Source organism: Rhizobium sp. LARHSG275, from assembly GCF_052871115.1.
Genome location: NZ_JBIXJN010000029.1, coordinates 35,385 through 50,021 on the forward strand (window position 1 = coordinate 35,385; position 14,637 = coordinate 50,021).

Sequence of the window (14,637 nt, forward strand, 5' to 3'; positions counted from 1 at the left end):
GTCGGCCTAAAATCTGGATCCTGTTCTACATTATGTAGTGAGAGCCTGATGTCGTCCGAAAGCCGATCACACTTTTCGGCATCATGCTCCGGAGCAATTCCAGCAAAACTGCGAAGCGATTTTGCGCGCGAATTGCGTGACAAGCTATATGCAGCCAACGGAGGACGAACCCATGAGCTTCATCGATGACGACCGGCCGCAGAAGAAGGTCGCCCATGAGATCGGCGCCGATCTCTCCATGCTTTCGGTCGACGAATTGAAGGCGCGGGTGGAATTGCTGAAGACGGAGATCGCCCGTCTCGAGGCTGAGGCCACGCGCAAGGCATCCGGGCGGCAGGCGGCGGAAAGCTTCTTCCGCTCGTAACCCGCCAAAACTCCGAAAACAAGGTTATAGGTGGATAAAACAGACCGCCTCAAGTCTTAATTCAGCACAATGTTAATAAAATATTAAGCTTTATAAGGTATTACTATATTCATCCGGATTTTCTCTGGATCTCAGACAGTTTTCCAAGCGGTGAATTGGTCTGATTTTTCTCCCTGTTTTACCTTGAGAGCCGCGTCTGCGGCTCTTCTTTTTCCTGCGGCCGGCGCACTTCCACGAAACTGTGGAGATTAACCCTTTCTTAAGAAACGCCTTGCGCATTTGAGCTAATGATACCATCTTAAAGTCATAAAGACGGGGCCCGGAAACTTTTCCGTCGGTGCCGGCGTTACCTGAATATATGTAGCTGCGTGCAAACAGGGACTATTGCGATGTCGGAAGTTGGATTGAACACGATCAGTTTTGCAGGCCGCGCCGCTGCATCCTCGCAGTTCAAAGCACTTTACGCGGAAGGCATGTCGCTGGTCGAAGAGACTGCCGCCTACCTCGACGGCCAGGGCCGCGCCGCCTCCAAGGTTCTGCCGCGGATGGCCTCGGTCCTGTACGCCGCGGAATCGATGCGTCTCACCACCCGCCTCATGCAGATGGCCTCCTGGCTGCTGCTGCAGCGCGCCGTCAACAATGGCGAAATGTCCCGCGACCAGGTACTGGCCGAAAAGAACAAGGTCCGTCTCGACGGCTTCAACGTCGACCGCGCTGCGCCCGGCTGGGGCGACCTGCCGGAATCCTTCCGCGACCTCGTCGAGCGCTCGCTGCGTCTGCAGAACCGCATTGCCCTGCTCGACCGCGAGATCTACCGCCCGTCCGAAGCCGTGATCGTTCATGATAATCAGAACAGCGTCCAGGCTCAGCTTTCCCTGCTGCAGACCGCCTTCGGCAACAACTGACCGGATCTGCAGACTTCTTCGAAACAGACCGGCTGCGTCTTATACGCGGCCGGTTTTTTGTTTGCCTCTGAACACCGGCATCCCTGGAGCGTCCTTTGCGCGTCTGAAAAGACGCGTGGCGCAGTAGGGCATTGCGAACGCAAAAAAGCCCGGCAAAACCGGGCTCTCTTCGAATTCCGTCGAGCAAAAACGATTAGAGGCCGAGGCCGCCGAAACGCTTGTTGAACTTGGAGACGCGGCCACCGCGGTCCATGAGCTGCTGGTTGCCGCCGGTCCAGGCCGGATGCGACTTGGAATCGATTTCAAGGTTCATGACAGCGCCCTCCGAACCCCAGGTCGAGCGGGTTTCGTATTCGGTGCCATCGGTCATGACCACCTTGATCATGTGATATTCGGGATGGATGCCTGCCTTCATAACAATCTTCCTGCGATACCGGAGTTCAAATTGCCGCATGCAGTTGCAGCCACCGAACCGATTGAATAAATGAAGCCGCAGTCGTGATGGCTACGGCTTCCCATTAGGATGCGGTGCCTATACATGAAGGACGCCTAGATAACAAGAGCCTACAGGCCGCATTGCGCGGGTCCTGCGGGCGATCGGAGACGATTTGGCAGAGCAGGCACGGGCTGAGGAAAACAAAAGACGATCGCTGCGGCCGCTCGGCAGGCTGACGCCCTACGTGATGCGTTATCGCGCCATGGTGGCCGGTGCGCTGATGTCGCTGGCGCTTGCCGCCGTCACTTCGTTGGCGCTGCCGCTCGCCGTGCGTCGCATGATCGATCACGGCTTCACCCAGTCGGATGGTCGCTTCATCAACAGTTACTTCGCCATGCTGATGGTCATGGCCATCGTGCTCGCGGTCGCCAGCGCGCTGCGCTATTATTTCGTCATCACCATTGGCGAGCGCATCGTCGCCGATCTTCGCCGCGATGTCTTTTCCCATGTGACGAGGCTGTCGCCCTCCTTCTTCGATGTCAACCAGTCCGGCGAGATCGTCTCGCGGCTGACCGCCGATACCACGCAGATCAAGTCCGCCGTCGGCGCCACTGCCTCTGTAGCGCTCAGGAACCTCATCCTCTGTATCGGCGCCATGGGCATGATGATCGTCACCTCGCCGAAGCTTTCGAGCCTCGTCATCGGAGCGATCCCGCTGATTGTCTTCCCGCTCGTCGCCTTCGGCCGCTCGGTGCGCAAACGTTCGCGCGCCGCCCAGGATACGCTCGCCGATGCCTCCGCCTTCGCCAACGAGACGATCGCCGCGACCCGCACGGTTCAGGCCTTCAACGGCGAAGATGCCGCAGCGACGCGTTACGGCACCGCCGTCGAATCCGCCTACGAGGCCGCCCGCGCCGCCATCCGCTCGCGCGCGCTGCTGACGGGGATCGCCATCACGCTGATCTTCGGCAGCGTCGTCGCCGTTCTCTGGGTGGGCGCCCACAGCGTGCTTGCCGGCACGCTCTCGGCCGGCACGCTCGGCCAGTTCCTGCTTTATGCCGTCATCTCCGCCGGTTCGCTGGGCGCGCTGTCGGAGGTCTGGGGCGAACTTTCGCAGGCAGCCGGTGCCGCAGACCGGCTGACCGAGCTTCTCGACGAGGTCTCGCCGATCACAGCACCCGCCAGCCCTGAGCCGCTTCCTTCGCCCAGCCGCGGCCGCGTCGAATTTTCCGGCGTGCATTTTGCCTATCCCTCGCGTCCCGGCAAATCGGCGCTGCATGGCTTAAGCTTCGCCGTCGCGCCAGGCGAGACGGTCGCCATTGTCGGCCCTTCCGGTGCCGGCAAGAGCACCGTCTTTTCGCTGCTGCTGCGCTTTTACGATCCGCAGCAGGGCAGCGTGAGGATCGACGGTGTCGATGCGCAGCTGACGACGCCCGACGAGCTGCGCCAGCGCATCGCCATCGTGCCGCAGGATGTCACCATCTTTGCCGCCTCGATCCATGACAACATCGCCTTCGGCCGTCCCGGCGCCTCGCGTGACGAGGTCCGCGCCGCAGCCCTTGCCGCGCAGGCCGACGAATTCATCGCTCGGCTGGACAGGGGCTACGAGACCGAGGTTGGCGAACGCGGCATCATGCTCTCCGGCGGCCAGCGCCAGCGCATCGCCATTGCCCGTGCCATCCTGAAGAACGCGCCGGTGCTGCTGCTCGACGAGGCAACCTCCGCGCTTGATGCTGAAAGCGAGACGCTCGTGCAGAAGGCGCTCGACGGCCTGGTGGACGGCCGCACGACGCTCGTCATCGCCCATCGCCTGGCAACCGTGTTGAAGGCCGACCGCATTCTCGTCATGGATCAGGGCCGCGTCGTCGAGGAGGGCACGCATCAGAGCCTGATCCGCCATGGCGGCCTCTATGCGCGGCTGGCGCGGCTGCAATTCGACGCCGCCAACGAGGATGTGCTCGCCGCAGCGAAATAGCCGGCGCCACTTCTCCGGCCAACAGCGACTAAAGTCTGACCGCCACCGTGCCTTCCTGCGGTTGTCTTTCGCGCGTCCCGCCCTAACCTCTTCAATCCCCCGGGTGGGGGATATTGCGGTTGAAATCCTTGGGAGGAGATAGGAATGGCGCTTTCCGATATAACGCGACGTACAGGCCTTGCGCTCGGTTTCGCTGTGCTTGCGGCCTTTGCCGTCGGCGCGTCTGCCGCTGCTGCGGATTTTCCCGATCACACGATCACCATGGTCGTACCCTTCGCGGCCGGCGGCTCGACCGATGTCGTCGCTCGCATCGTTGCGCAGAAGATGTCGGAGGACCTTGGCCAGCAAGTGATCGTCCAGAACGTCGCCGGCGCCGGCGGCAATCTCGGCGCCGGTAACGTCGCCCGCGCCGAACCGGACGGCTACACCATCCTGATGGGCACGGTCGCGACCCACGCCCTCAATCCGCTCATCCTGAAATCGACGCCCTATGACGCCGAAAAGGATTTTGCGCCGATCTCGCTGCTCGTCGTCGTGCCGAACGTGCTGGTCGTCAATCCGGATCTGCCGGCAAAGACCGTGCAGGAGCTGATCGCCCTGCTGAAGGCCGAGCCCGACAAATACAGCTACGCCTCATCGGGCAACGGCACGCCGTTGCATCTTTCCGGAGAACTCTTCAAATCCATGGCCGGCGTCAGCATGCAGCACATACCCTATAAGGGCGCCGGTCCGGCATTGAACGACGTCATCGGCAACCAGGTGCCAATCATGTTCGACAACCTGCCCTCCTCGTCGAGCCACATCAAGGCCGGCACCCTGCGGGCGCTGGCGGTGACCACGGCCGAGCGTGCACCCTCCTTCCCCGACGTGCCGACTGTCGCCGAGTCGGGCATTCCAGGTTACGAGACCTATACTTGGAATGCGCTTTTCGCCCCGGCCAAGACACCGAATGAGGTGGTAACGCGTCTCAACGCCTCGGCTAAGAAGGCGCTTGCCGACCCTGCCGTCGCTGAACGCATGAAAGAATTCAGTGCCACCATCGTCGGCTCGACGCCGGACGAACTGGCTGCCCATGTAAAGGCCGAACTCGCCAAATGGCGGCCGGTCGTCAAAGGCGCGAATATCCAGATGGAGTAATGTGAAAGAGCGTGTACCGGCATCCCTCCTTCACTTGCGTGCAATGGAAACGGTGGCAATTGGACGCTTGGCAACCCAATTCTTATTAAGGCAGTGGAAAAGCTCGCCATTTTGATCTAGCCTCCGCTAAGCTGATGGTTGCAATTCAGCGATTTGGGATTTCGGGAGACATCTATGTATAAATTCGAAGTCTATAAGGATAAGGCTGGCGAGTTCCGGTTCCGCTTCAAGGCATCGAACGGGGAGGCCATGTTCTCGTCCGAGGGCTACAAGGCGAAGGCGTCCGCCATGAGTGCCATCGAATCCATCAAGAAGAACACGCCAAGCGCCGAGGTCGTCGACCAGACGAAGGCCGAGTCCTGAGCAGACCGGCAGCGGCGGCCTGAACGCCGCCCTGCCCTTTCGCGCCCTTGAGCAGCGCCGGCGCCCTTGAGCCCGGACGCTTGCTTCCGACTTTCTGCGCCATTTCTCTTTTTGCATATTTTTTATGAGGCCATGTCGAAACGACGGGTGGCCGCGCCTCATTGTCACGGAACGGATATCCCGAAAGCCGGGCCGCTCCGCCGGGCAGGAGGTTTCGGATGTAGAATCCGGCCGGCATGCCTGGATCAACGCAGCAACGAGATCAGGAGTTCTCCATGCAATATGCTCTCATCATTCGCGAAACCGCCGAAGATTTCGCCCGCCGCGGCGATCCCGTCTATCGCGACGGCTGGGTCGCCTACAGCAAGGCGCTTGCTCAGGCGGGGATCATGACCGGTGGCGCCGGGCTGACCGGCCCGGAGACCGGCACGATCGTGCGCCGCAAAGGCGAGGAACACGATGTTCAGGACGGGCCTTATCCGGAAGGCAAGGAACAGCTCGGCGGCTTCTATCTGATCGATGTTCCCGATATCGATACCGCGCTCGAATGGGCGACCCGCGTCCCGATCTCTGACAAGGGTTCGGTCGAGGTGCGCCCGCGCCTGCAGATGTGAGGCGGCAATGCCGCCCGATGCCGGACGCGTTGCCGAAAAGGTGGCGCGTCAGTCCTACGGCAAGCTGATCGCCTTCCTCGCCGCCCGCTCGCGCGACGTGCCGGCGGCAGAGGATGCGTTGTCGGAAGCGCTGGCTTCGGCGCTTCGCGTCTGGCCGGAGCGCGGCGTTCCCGGCAATCCGGAAGCCTGGCTGCTGGTGGCCGCCCGCCGCAACCTCATGCAGGCGGCCCGCCACCGCACCGTCGAGGCCAATGCGCAAACGACGATATCGGTCGCCTTCGAGGAAGCGGAGGAACGCATGAACGAAGCCGGCAACGCCGTCTTTCCCGATGAGCGGCTGAAGCTGCTCTTCGCCTGCACCCATCCCGCCATCGACAGCTCCGTGCATACGGCGTTGATGTTGCAGACCGTTCTCGGCATCGAGGCAAAGACCATCGCGCGGTCCTTCGTCGTCGCACCAGAGGCAATGAGCCAGCGGCTGGTGCGCGCAAAGGCAAAGATCCGCGATGCCGGCATTCCCTTCGCCGTCCCCCCTCGCCCCGACTTGCCCGGGCGGCTCGCCGCCGTGCTTTCGGCGATCTACGCCGCCTACGGTCTCGGATGGGACGGGCTCGACGGGGAGAACGAACGCCATTCGCTGGCCGGCGAGGCGATCTGGCTCGGCCGTGCGCTCCTGGCGGTGCTGCCGGACGAACCGGAGGCGATAGGCCTCCTCTCGCTGATGCTTCACTGCCAAGCCCGCCGCAGCACCCGGCGCGACAGCAACGGCCAATATGTGCCGCTGGACGAGCAGGATACGGCCGCGTGGAACGCGATCATGATTGCCGAGGCGGATGCGCTGCTGCGCAAAGCCGGAAACTTCGACCGTTTCGGCCCCTTCCAGTGCCAGGCTGCAATCCAGTCCGTGCATGCGGCGCGCCGGTTGTCAGGAACGACTGACTGGCAGGCGTTGACGACGCTCTACGCGGCGCTGGTGATGATGAAGCCGACGCTGGGTGCACGCGTCAGCCAGGCTGCTGTAATCGGCAGGGCCTCGAGCGCCGCTGCCGGGCTGGAGCAGCTCGACAAGCTCGATCGGCGCGACGTCGCAGCCTATCAGCCTTACTGGGCCGTGCGTGCCTATCTTCAGGCGCAAGCCGGCGACAAGGCCGCCGCGGCCGACGCCTATATGACGGCGATCGGCCTCAGCGACAGCCCCGCCGTACGCAACTTTCTCGCCGGCCGGTTAAAGGCCGTCCAGCGGTAATGGCAGCCCACTGCATAATTCCTTAAATCGGAATCGATTTGAGGAATTATGCAGTCTTTCAAAGTGTTACAGCGTCGTTTGCGCGTCTTCAAAGACGCACGGCGCTGCAATCACTTCTCGGTCAGCTTCAGCTCGATGCGGCGATTGGTAGAGCGCGCATCCGGCGTATCGCCCGGCGCGATTGGCTGGAACTCGCCGAAGCCGGCGGCAACCAGCCGGTCGGCCGGCACGCCCTGTGCGATCAGGAACTTGACGACCGAAATCGCGCGCGCCGAGGAGAGCTCCCAGTTGTCGCGATAGCGGCCCGTTCCGGCAAGCGGCACATTGTCGGTATGCCCGTCGACGCGCAACACCCAGTTGATCTCCGGCGGGATTTCCTTGGCGAGATCGAGAAGGGCGGCGGCAAGCTTGGCCATCTCGGTCTGCCCCTGCGGGTTGAGATCGGCACCACCCGAGGGAAACAGCACTTCCGACTGGAAGACGAACCGGTCGCCGACGATGCGGATATTCTCGCGATCCGAGAGGATCTCGCGCAGACGGCCGAAGAAGTCGGAACGGTAGCGGTTCAACTCCTGCACCCGTGCGGCGAGCGCTACGTTGAGGCGGCTGCCAAGATCGGCGATCTTGGTCTGCGAGACCCGGTCTTTCTCCTCCGACGCCTGAAGGGCTGCTTCGACGGCGGCAATCTGGCTGCGAAGCGCTGAGATCTGCTGGTTCAGCAGTTCGACCTGACTGAGCGCCCGTTCGCTCACCTGCTTCTGCTCGTCAAGCTCCTGCGTCATCGAGCCGATCCGCTTCTGCGCCGCATCCTGGCCGCCCGAACCGGCATTCAGCAGCGCCTGCAGCCGCGAACGGTCGCCTTCGGCACTGGCAAGCGACGCCTGCAGGTTGGCGACCGAATCCTGGAGATCCTGGTTGCTGCCCTTTTCGAGCGCGAGGAGTTGCGTCAGCTCGTTGATCTGGCTGTTGAGGCGATTGAGCACCTCATCGCGTCCGGTGATCTCGCGGCTGAGGATGAACTGCCCGACGACGAAGACCGTCAGCAGGAACATGATCGAGATGAGCAGCGTCGACAGCGCGTCGACGAAGCCCGGCCAGTAATCCACCGTGCGTTCGCGGCGCCGGTTGCGGGCAAGAGCCATGGCCTACTTGCCCTCGCTCTTTTCCGCATGGCTGGCGCGGTCGCGCATGCGCTCCCCCCTCTCGCCTCCGCGCTCCTGGACACCGATGCGTTCGGCAAGCCGGTCGAGCGTGCGGCGCATCGCCTTCGCCTCGTCCTGCTGTGCCTCGATCCAGTCGCGCAGCATCTGCTGTTCGTTGCGCATGTTCTTGACGAGGCCCTGAATACCTTCGGCAAGGCTCGCCATGGCGGCGACGGAACGCTGGCTGCCGGCGCCACCCTCTTCGGCGACCTTGCGCAGATAATCGGAGAGAGCTCTCATGTCGTCCGAGGAAGCACCGGAAACGGCGTCGAGAGCCGGGGCAAGATCGGAGCCGACATCCGTGACCGAGGACAGCCAGTTTTCCAGCTCCATGTAGAAGCGGTTTTGCGCGCGGCCTGCCTGCAGGTCGAGGAAGCCGAGAATGAGCGAACCTGAAAGGCCGAGCAGCGAGGAGGAGAAGGCCTGGCCCATGCCCGAAAGCGGCGTGGAAAGCCCTTCCTTCAGCGCCGAGAGCACGTCCCCTGTGCCGTTCGAGCCGGCATCGAGCGACTGGATGACGACGCTGATCGAACCGATCGTGCCAATGAGGCCCCAGAAGGTGCCGAGCAGGCCGAGAAAGACCAAGAGGCCGATCAGGTAGCGTGAAACATCGCGCGATTCGTCGAGGCGGGTGGCAATGGAATCGAGGATCGAGCGCAGCGCCGTCGTCGACAGCGCCAATGAGGACTTGCGGCTGCCAAGCAGTGCCCGCATTGGCGCAAGCAGCCGCGGATTGCGGTTGACCTTGTCGGCACTGCCCGCGGCGCGGAACGAATTGAACCAGCGCACCTCGGGGCGAAGTGCCAGTACATGATTGAAAACAAGGATGATTCCGACCGCGAGAACGCCGACGATCAACCCGTTGAGGCCCGGATTGTGCATGAAGGCGGTCTGCGTTTGCCGGAAGAGGATGGCGGCGATAAACCCGACGATGACGAGGAAAAGCAGCATCGTCCAGAGGAAGGGCATTGGGCTCGAAAGCCTGTAGGCATAAGTGCCCGCCGTCTTTTCGGTGGAGCCGATCTCCGCCACATTCACATTTTCCATAGGGTCGCTGCCTCCGGAGTCACTGCTCGCGGAGACTAGAGCAACATTGTGCCGAATTGAAGTATGCCGGGGCGAAAACCGTGACTTTACAACAGCCAGATTTTCGTTCGGTCACTTGGCGGGAACCGGCCGCTTGACGACTTCGATCAGCGCCTTGTGGATGATCTCGTTGCCGGCGACGATCGTGCCACTCTCCAGCATCGTTGCGCCACCGTCCCAGTCGGTGGCGAAACCGCCGGCTTCGCGGATGAGCAGGATGCCGGCTGCCATGTCCCACGGCGCAAGCTCCGCTTCCCAGAAGCCGTCGAACCGCCCGGCAGCAACATAGGCAAGATCGAGCGTCGGCGAACCCAGGCGGCGGATGCCCGCCACTTCGCCCATCACGTGGCGAAGCTCGACCAGGAACTTGCCGTGATTGCGCTTGCCGAGCGCCGGCACGCCGCAGCCGATGACGCAATCCGACAGCGCCCGGCGCGCGGCAACGCGAAGGCGCCGATCGTTGAGGAAGGCGCCGCCGCCGCGCTCGGCGGTATAGAGCTCGTCGGTCGCCGGATTGAAGATGACGGCTGCAACGATCTCGCCGTTGCGTTCGAGCGCGATCGAGACAGCGAAGGCCGGGATGCCATGCAAGAAGTTCGTCGTGCCGTCGAGCGGGTCGACGATCCAGCGATGCGCGCCGTCCGTGCCCTTGATCTCTTCGCTTTCCTCGCCGAGGAAGCCATAGGTCGGACGCGCCTTGAGCAACTCTTCCCTGACGATCTTTTCGGCCTTGCGGTCGGCGGTGGAAACGAAGTCGCCCGGTCCCTTCACGGAAACCTGCAGGTTCTGCACTTCGCCGAAATCACGCCCCAGCGACTTTCCTGCCTTGAGGGCAGCCTGAACCATGACATTGAGAAGAGCTGAACGAGCCATCGGGCATTTTCCTTGGGACTGATACGAGGTGCGCGCTGCCAGGGGCGGGAAGTGTCCCTGAACATGCATGACATGCAGCGCTGCATTGATTGGCGGCCTCAAGACCACAAAATCGCGGAAATTTCAAGGGGAGCCACGCATGGCTGCCCTGCGGTTCCGGAAACCGGCGGCTATGCTCCGTTTCGTCGAAATCGATCTCAGAACTTCTGCTGTGTCATCAGCACTTCGCGAGCGATCTGATCGAGCGGCAGGATTCGGTCGACACCGCCTTTGGCGATCGCCTCCTTCGGCATGCCGAAAACAACGGAACTCGCCTCGTCCTGCGCCACTGTGTAGGCGCCGGCCTGATGCATTTCCAGCATGCCGCGCGCGCCGTCGTCGCCCATGCCGGTCATGATGATCCCCATGGCGTTCGAGCCGGCCGCGCGCGCCGCCGAGCGGAAGAGCACGTCGACCGAAGGCCGGTGGCGCGACACCAGCGGCCCGGTCTTCACACTCACATAGTAGCGCGCACCCTGGCGCTCGAGCAGCATATGTTTGTCACCGGGCGCGATCAGCACATGACCGCGCAGCACCGGATCGCCATCGACGGCTTCCTTGACCTCTACCTCACAGAGCCCGTTCAGCCGCTTGGCGAAGGCGGCGGTGAATTTCTCCGGCATATGCTGGACGATCACCATGCCAGGCGCATTGGCCGGCAGTTCCTCCAGGAACTCGCGCAGTGCTTCGGTGCCGCCGGTGGAGGCGCCGACGCAGACGACCATCCCAGTCGTCTTCGCCATGGCCCGCCCCGTCGGTGGCGGCAGCATCACATCCGCCGTCAGCTTTTTGGCCGGCCCCTCCGCCGAAGCGGAGCGGATAGTTCCGGCGGCGCGGCGGACGTTGGAAAGCCGTGCATGCGAGGCGCTCTTGACGACTTCGCGAATGCGCATCGCGTCGTCGGAAAGGCTGTCGGCGGCGCCGATCTTCGATTTCAGGATGACGTCGACGGCGCCTGCCTCCAGTGCCTGGAGCAGCGTTTCCGATCCCGCCTCCGTCAGTGACGAGCACATCACGACGGGGATCGGCCGCTGCGCCATCAGCTTGCGCAGGAAGGTGATGCCATCCATGCGCGGCATCTCCACATCGAGCGTAATGACATCCGGGATCTCTTCCTGCAGCTTCCGCGCCGCCATGAAGGGATCGGATGCGACCGCCATGATCTCGATATCGGGATCCTGCTCCAGCACATGGGTCAGCGTCTGGCGGATGCTCGCGGAATCGTCGATGATAAGGACGCGGATTTTCTTAGCCATGAATGCCCCTGATGCATGCCGTCCAGAAGTGCGCAGCGGTTTTGGGATGACGCGATGCGCTTTAGATACGCTGAAACACCGTATTCGAGACCTGTTTCAACGGCAGATCGAAGCCGGTGATCGATTCGGAATGGCCGATGAACATGTAGCCGCCCGCCGCCAGGCAGGCACAGAGGCGGTTGAGCACGCCGGCCTGAGTCTGCTTGTCGAAGTAGATTAGCACGTTGCGGCAGAAGATGACGTTCATCAACTCGCCGATCGGGTATTTCTCGTCCATCAGGTTCATGCGGGCAAAGCCGACCTTGCTGCGCAGTTTCGGCGTGATGCGCACCTCCCGCCGACCCGGCTGCTTGGCCGTCAGCACATATTTGCGCTGCAGGTCGCGCGGCACCGGCGCGATAAGATCTTCCGGATAGATGCCCCGGCGCGCCGTCTGCAGCACATCGGTGGAAAGGTCGGTGGCCAGCACGCTGTAGGAGACGTTATTGCGGCTTTCAGCGAATTCCGCCAACACCATCGCCATCGTATAGGGCTCGGCTCCCGTCGAGCAGGCCGAACTCCAGGTGCGGATGGTCCGAACGCCGCTGTTGGCAATTGTTGGCAGCGCGACCGTCTGCAGATAGTCGAAATGTTTGGCTTCGCGGAAGAAGTCGGTCTTGTTCGTCGTCACCACGTCGATCAGGTAGACGGTTTCCTGGTCGAGGCCGTCATGATTGAAGAGGAAGTCGCAATAATCGTCGAAGGTCGCATGGTTGGTTGCGCGAAGGCGGCGCCTCAGCCGCCCTTCAAGCATCGTCAGCTTGGTCGACGGCATCTTGATGCCGCTGTAATCGTAGATGAACCGGGCAAGCTTGTCGAAATTGCGCTTGCTGATCCGGTCGCCCGGCAATTGGGTTTCCACCGCTGCCATGCTCATAGAACGCAGTACTCCGAGTTGATGCGCGGTCAGGCCGCCGATTGCAGTGCCGAGGCGTCCTCGCGCGACAGCAACCGTGCGAGATCGATGACGACGACGAAGCCGTTTTCACGACGAACGACGCCGGCGATATAGTCCGAGCGCCAACGCACGCCGATATCAGGCGCCGCCTCGATCTGCTCGCGCCGGAATGGCGTGACCTCGAAGACGCGGTCGGCAACGAGGCCAAGGGTCAGGAGCCGGCTTTCCATTGGCACGTCGAGGACGAGCACCCGCGTGTGCGGCGTCGGCACGGTCTTCGTCATGCCGAGCTTCAATCGAAGATCGATTGTCGGCACGCCCTGCCCGCGCACGTCGCGCAGGCCGAGCAGATAGTCGGGACCATTCGGAATCTTGAAAGCTTCCGCATAATCGAGGATTTCCCGTACCACCTCAACCGGCACGGCGAAAATCTCCTCACCGAGGCTGAAGGTCACGAATTGCGCTTCCAGAGATGTCGTGGCCATGATCATGCGCTTTCCTTGAATTCGGCGTCCCCATCATCGGGACCGCCCATCGAGAGATCGAGAGCGAAGCCCTTCGCCCGCGCCTGCTGGCCGGCGACGCTGTTGGCGGCCGGTTTCTTGGGCGCAGGCTTGCGGGCGGCGGCGGAAGCCGGACTGCGGACCATGACCTTGGCGGCCGGCACGCGATGCTGACGATGGCTTGCCGTATCGACCTTGAAGAAGGCGATTGAGGTCTGCAGTTCCTCCGCCTGGGAGGCGAGTTCCTCGGAGGTTGCCGACATCTGCTCGGAAGCACCGGCATTCTGCTGCGTCACCTTGTCGAGCTGCTGGATCGCCTCGTTGATCTGCGCAGCCCCGATATCCTGTTCGCGGCAGGCGGCACTGATCTCGGAGACCAGTTCCGCCGTCTTGCGGATGTCGGGCACCAGGCGGCCGAGCATGTCGCCGGCATCGGCGGCAGCTTTGACCGTGTCGCTCGACATCGCACTGATTTCGGCAGCGGCCGACTGACTGCGTTCGGCAAGCTTGCGCACCTCCGAGGCGACCACTGCAAAGCCCTTGCCGTGTTCACCCGCGCGAGCGGCTTCAACGGCGGCGTTCAAGGCCAGCAGATCCGTCTGGCGGGCAATCTCCTGGACGATGCCGATCTTCTGGGCGATCGTGCGCATGGCGTCGACAGCGCGGGTCACCGCTTCACCGCTCATCTCCGCGTCCTTGGCCGACTGGCGGGCGATCTTTTCGGTCTGGGCGGCGTTATCGGCGTTCTGCTTGATGTTGGCGGCCATCTGCTCCATCGAGGCGGAAGCCTCTTCGGCCGACGCCGCCTGTTCGGTGGCGCCCTGCGACACCTGTTCCGAACTGGCCGAAAGTTCCTGGCTGCCGGATGAGACATTGTCAGCGGCCGACAGTGCGTCGGCGACGACGCCGCGCAGGCGTTCGATCATCGTGTTGACGTTGCCGAGAAGCTCGCCGATTTCGTCGCGGCTGGTGATGTTGGCCATTTTCGTCAGATCGCCTTCCGACACTTCGCGAACCACGGTGTTGGCCCGGCTGAGGCCTTTGCTGATCGTGCTGGCGATCCAGAAAGCGGTAATGGCGGCAACCAGCAGGGCAACAGCGGCGACGGCAACCATCATTGTGCGCGTCGTCGTGTACTGTGCCTCGGCGCCGTCGTCGGCAGCCTCCATACGTTGTTTTTCAAGCGCCAAGATTTCGTTGAGCGTCGAGTCGATATCGTTGGCAGCGGCCCGCGCAGCCGTCACGGAAATGGTATTTGCGCCTTCGGCATTGCCGGCCTTCACATAGTCGCGGATCTGATCGTCAGCCGCATTGAAGGTCTTGGAAAGTTCGGCGATGCGCGCCCAGCGCGCCTTGCCTTCTTCCGTTGCCAGCGCCAGCACCTGGCCGAAGGCATCGGTAAAGTCCTTGCGGGCCTGATTGCCCTTGGCGATCGCACCCGCCGTTTCGTCGGCAGTGCGGGCGGTAAGCAGGTTCTTCTGCTGGCGGATGGCCTCGAGCTGGGCAATGTTGATTTGCTGGGCGAGGTCGAGACGGGCTGCCGGGCCCGCGAGGAGATTGCCGATCGTGTCGTTCAGCGATCCAAGGCTGACGATGCCGTAGGCAGCGGTGCCCATGAGCATGAGGATGATGAAGGTGAACGCGGTCACCAATTTTGTCTTGATTGTCAATCGCATCGGTCTAACTCCAACTTGAACTCAG

The 14,637-nt window shown here is 62.5% G+C and carries 15 protein-coding genes; 7 read left to right on the top strand and 8 right to left on the bottom strand.

The features are described from left to right. Positions 1-172: 172 nt before the first annotated feature. The gene (locus ACIPSK_RS29455) at positions 173-364 is read left to right on the top strand and encodes a DUF1192 domain-containing protein (RefSeq protein ID WP_018481035.1); all 192 of its coding nucleotides are present in this window, start codon (positions 173-175) and stop codon (positions 362-364) included. A gap of 389 nt (positions 365-753) precedes the next feature. Next, complete coding sequence (rcdA, locus tag ACIPSK_RS29460) at positions 754-1,269, top strand: protease adaptor protein RcdA (RefSeq protein WP_003542804.1); 516 nt, start codon at positions 754-756, stop codon at positions 1,267-1,269. A 193-nt stretch (positions 1,270-1,462) separates the two neighbouring features. Here the strand turns inward: rcdA and rpmE are convergent, their stop codons facing one another. Continuing rightward, positions 1,463-1,684: a 50S ribosomal protein L31 gene (gene rpmE / locus ACIPSK_RS29465; protein ID WP_003542805.1), complete on the bottom strand. Its 222-nt coding sequence runs from the start codon at positions 1,682-1,684 to the stop codon at positions 1,463-1,465. 193 nt (positions 1,685-1,877) lie between these two features. Here rpmE and ACIPSK_RS29470 point away from each other — a divergent pair, with 193 nt between their 5' ends. The 5 genes from ACIPSK_RS29470 to ACIPSK_RS29490 all read left to right on the top strand — a co-directional run bounded on the left by ACIPSK_RS29470 (position 1,878) and on the right by ACIPSK_RS29490 (position 7,040). After that, entirely contained in the window at positions 1,878-3,680 is a 1,803-nt protein-coding gene (locus ACIPSK_RS29470) for an ABC transporter transmembrane domain-containing protein (RefSeq protein ID WP_017968148.1), read from the top strand. Between the two features lie 144 nt (positions 3,681-3,824). After that, positions 3,825-4,817, top strand: a complete 993-nt coding sequence (locus ACIPSK_RS29475) for a Bug family tripartite tricarboxylate transporter substrate binding protein (protein WP_162117013.1) — start codon at positions 3,825-3,827, stop codon at positions 4,815-4,817. Positions 4,818-4,991: 174 nt separating this feature from the next. Next, complete coding sequence (locus ACIPSK_RS29480; protein WP_017968150.1) at positions 4,992-5,180, top strand: YegP family protein; 189 nt, start codon at positions 4,992-4,994, stop codon at positions 5,178-5,180. A gap of 275 nt (positions 5,181-5,455) precedes the next feature. Then, the gene (locus ACIPSK_RS29485) at positions 5,456-5,794 is read left to right on the top strand and encodes a YciI family protein (protein ID WP_162117012.1); all 339 of its coding nucleotides are present in this window, start codon (positions 5,456-5,458) and stop codon (positions 5,792-5,794) included. A gap of 7 nt (positions 5,795-5,801) precedes the next feature. Next, on the top strand, positions 5,802-7,040 hold the full coding sequence (locus ACIPSK_RS29490; protein ID WP_162117011.1) for an RNA polymerase sigma factor: 1,239 nt from the start codon (positions 5,802-5,804) through the stop codon (positions 7,038-7,040). 110 nt (positions 7,041-7,150) lie between these two features. Here ACIPSK_RS29490 and ACIPSK_RS29495 read toward each other — a convergent pair whose 3' ends face one another. The 7 genes from ACIPSK_RS29495 to ACIPSK_RS29525 all read right to left on the bottom strand — a co-directional run bounded on the left by ACIPSK_RS29495 (position 7,151) and on the right by ACIPSK_RS29525 (position 14,612). Then, entirely contained in the window at positions 7,151-8,182 is a 1,032-nt protein-coding gene (locus ACIPSK_RS29495; RefSeq protein ID WP_017968153.1) for a peptidoglycan -binding protein, read from the bottom strand. Between the two features lie 3 nt (positions 8,183-8,185). Beyond that, positions 8,186-9,289, bottom strand: a complete 1,104-nt coding sequence (locus ACIPSK_RS29500; protein WP_162117010.1) for a MotA/TolQ/ExbB proton channel family protein — start codon at positions 9,287-9,289, stop codon at positions 8,186-8,188. A 111-nt stretch (positions 9,290-9,400) separates the two neighbouring features. Then, on the bottom strand, positions 9,401-10,201 hold the full coding sequence (locus ACIPSK_RS29505; RefSeq protein ID WP_017968155.1) for an inositol monophosphatase family protein: 801 nt from the start codon (positions 10,199-10,201) through the stop codon (positions 9,401-9,403). A gap of 197 nt (positions 10,202-10,398) precedes the next feature. Continuing rightward, on the bottom strand, positions 10,399-11,496 hold the full coding sequence (locus ACIPSK_RS29510; protein WP_162117009.1) for a protein-glutamate methylesterase/protein-glutamine glutaminase: 1,098 nt from the start codon (positions 11,494-11,496) through the stop codon (positions 10,399-10,401). A gap of 61 nt (positions 11,497-11,557) precedes the next feature. Continuing rightward, positions 11,558-12,412, bottom strand: a complete 855-nt coding sequence (locus tag ACIPSK_RS29515) for a CheR family methyltransferase (RefSeq protein WP_162117008.1) — start codon at positions 12,410-12,412, stop codon at positions 11,558-11,560. Positions 12,413-12,441: 29 nt separating this feature from the next. Continuing rightward, positions 12,442-12,924, bottom strand: a complete 483-nt coding sequence (locus ACIPSK_RS29520; protein WP_017968158.1) for a chemotaxis protein CheW — start codon at positions 12,922-12,924, stop codon at positions 12,442-12,444. Further along, on the bottom strand, positions 12,921-14,612 hold the full coding sequence (locus ACIPSK_RS29525; RefSeq protein WP_162117007.1) for a methyl-accepting chemotaxis protein: 1,692 nt from the start codon (positions 14,610-14,612) through the stop codon (positions 12,921-12,923). The genes ACIPSK_RS29520 and ACIPSK_RS29525 overlap by 4 nt, the downstream gene beginning before the upstream one ends. Between the last annotated feature and the right edge of the window lie 25 nt (positions 14,613-14,637).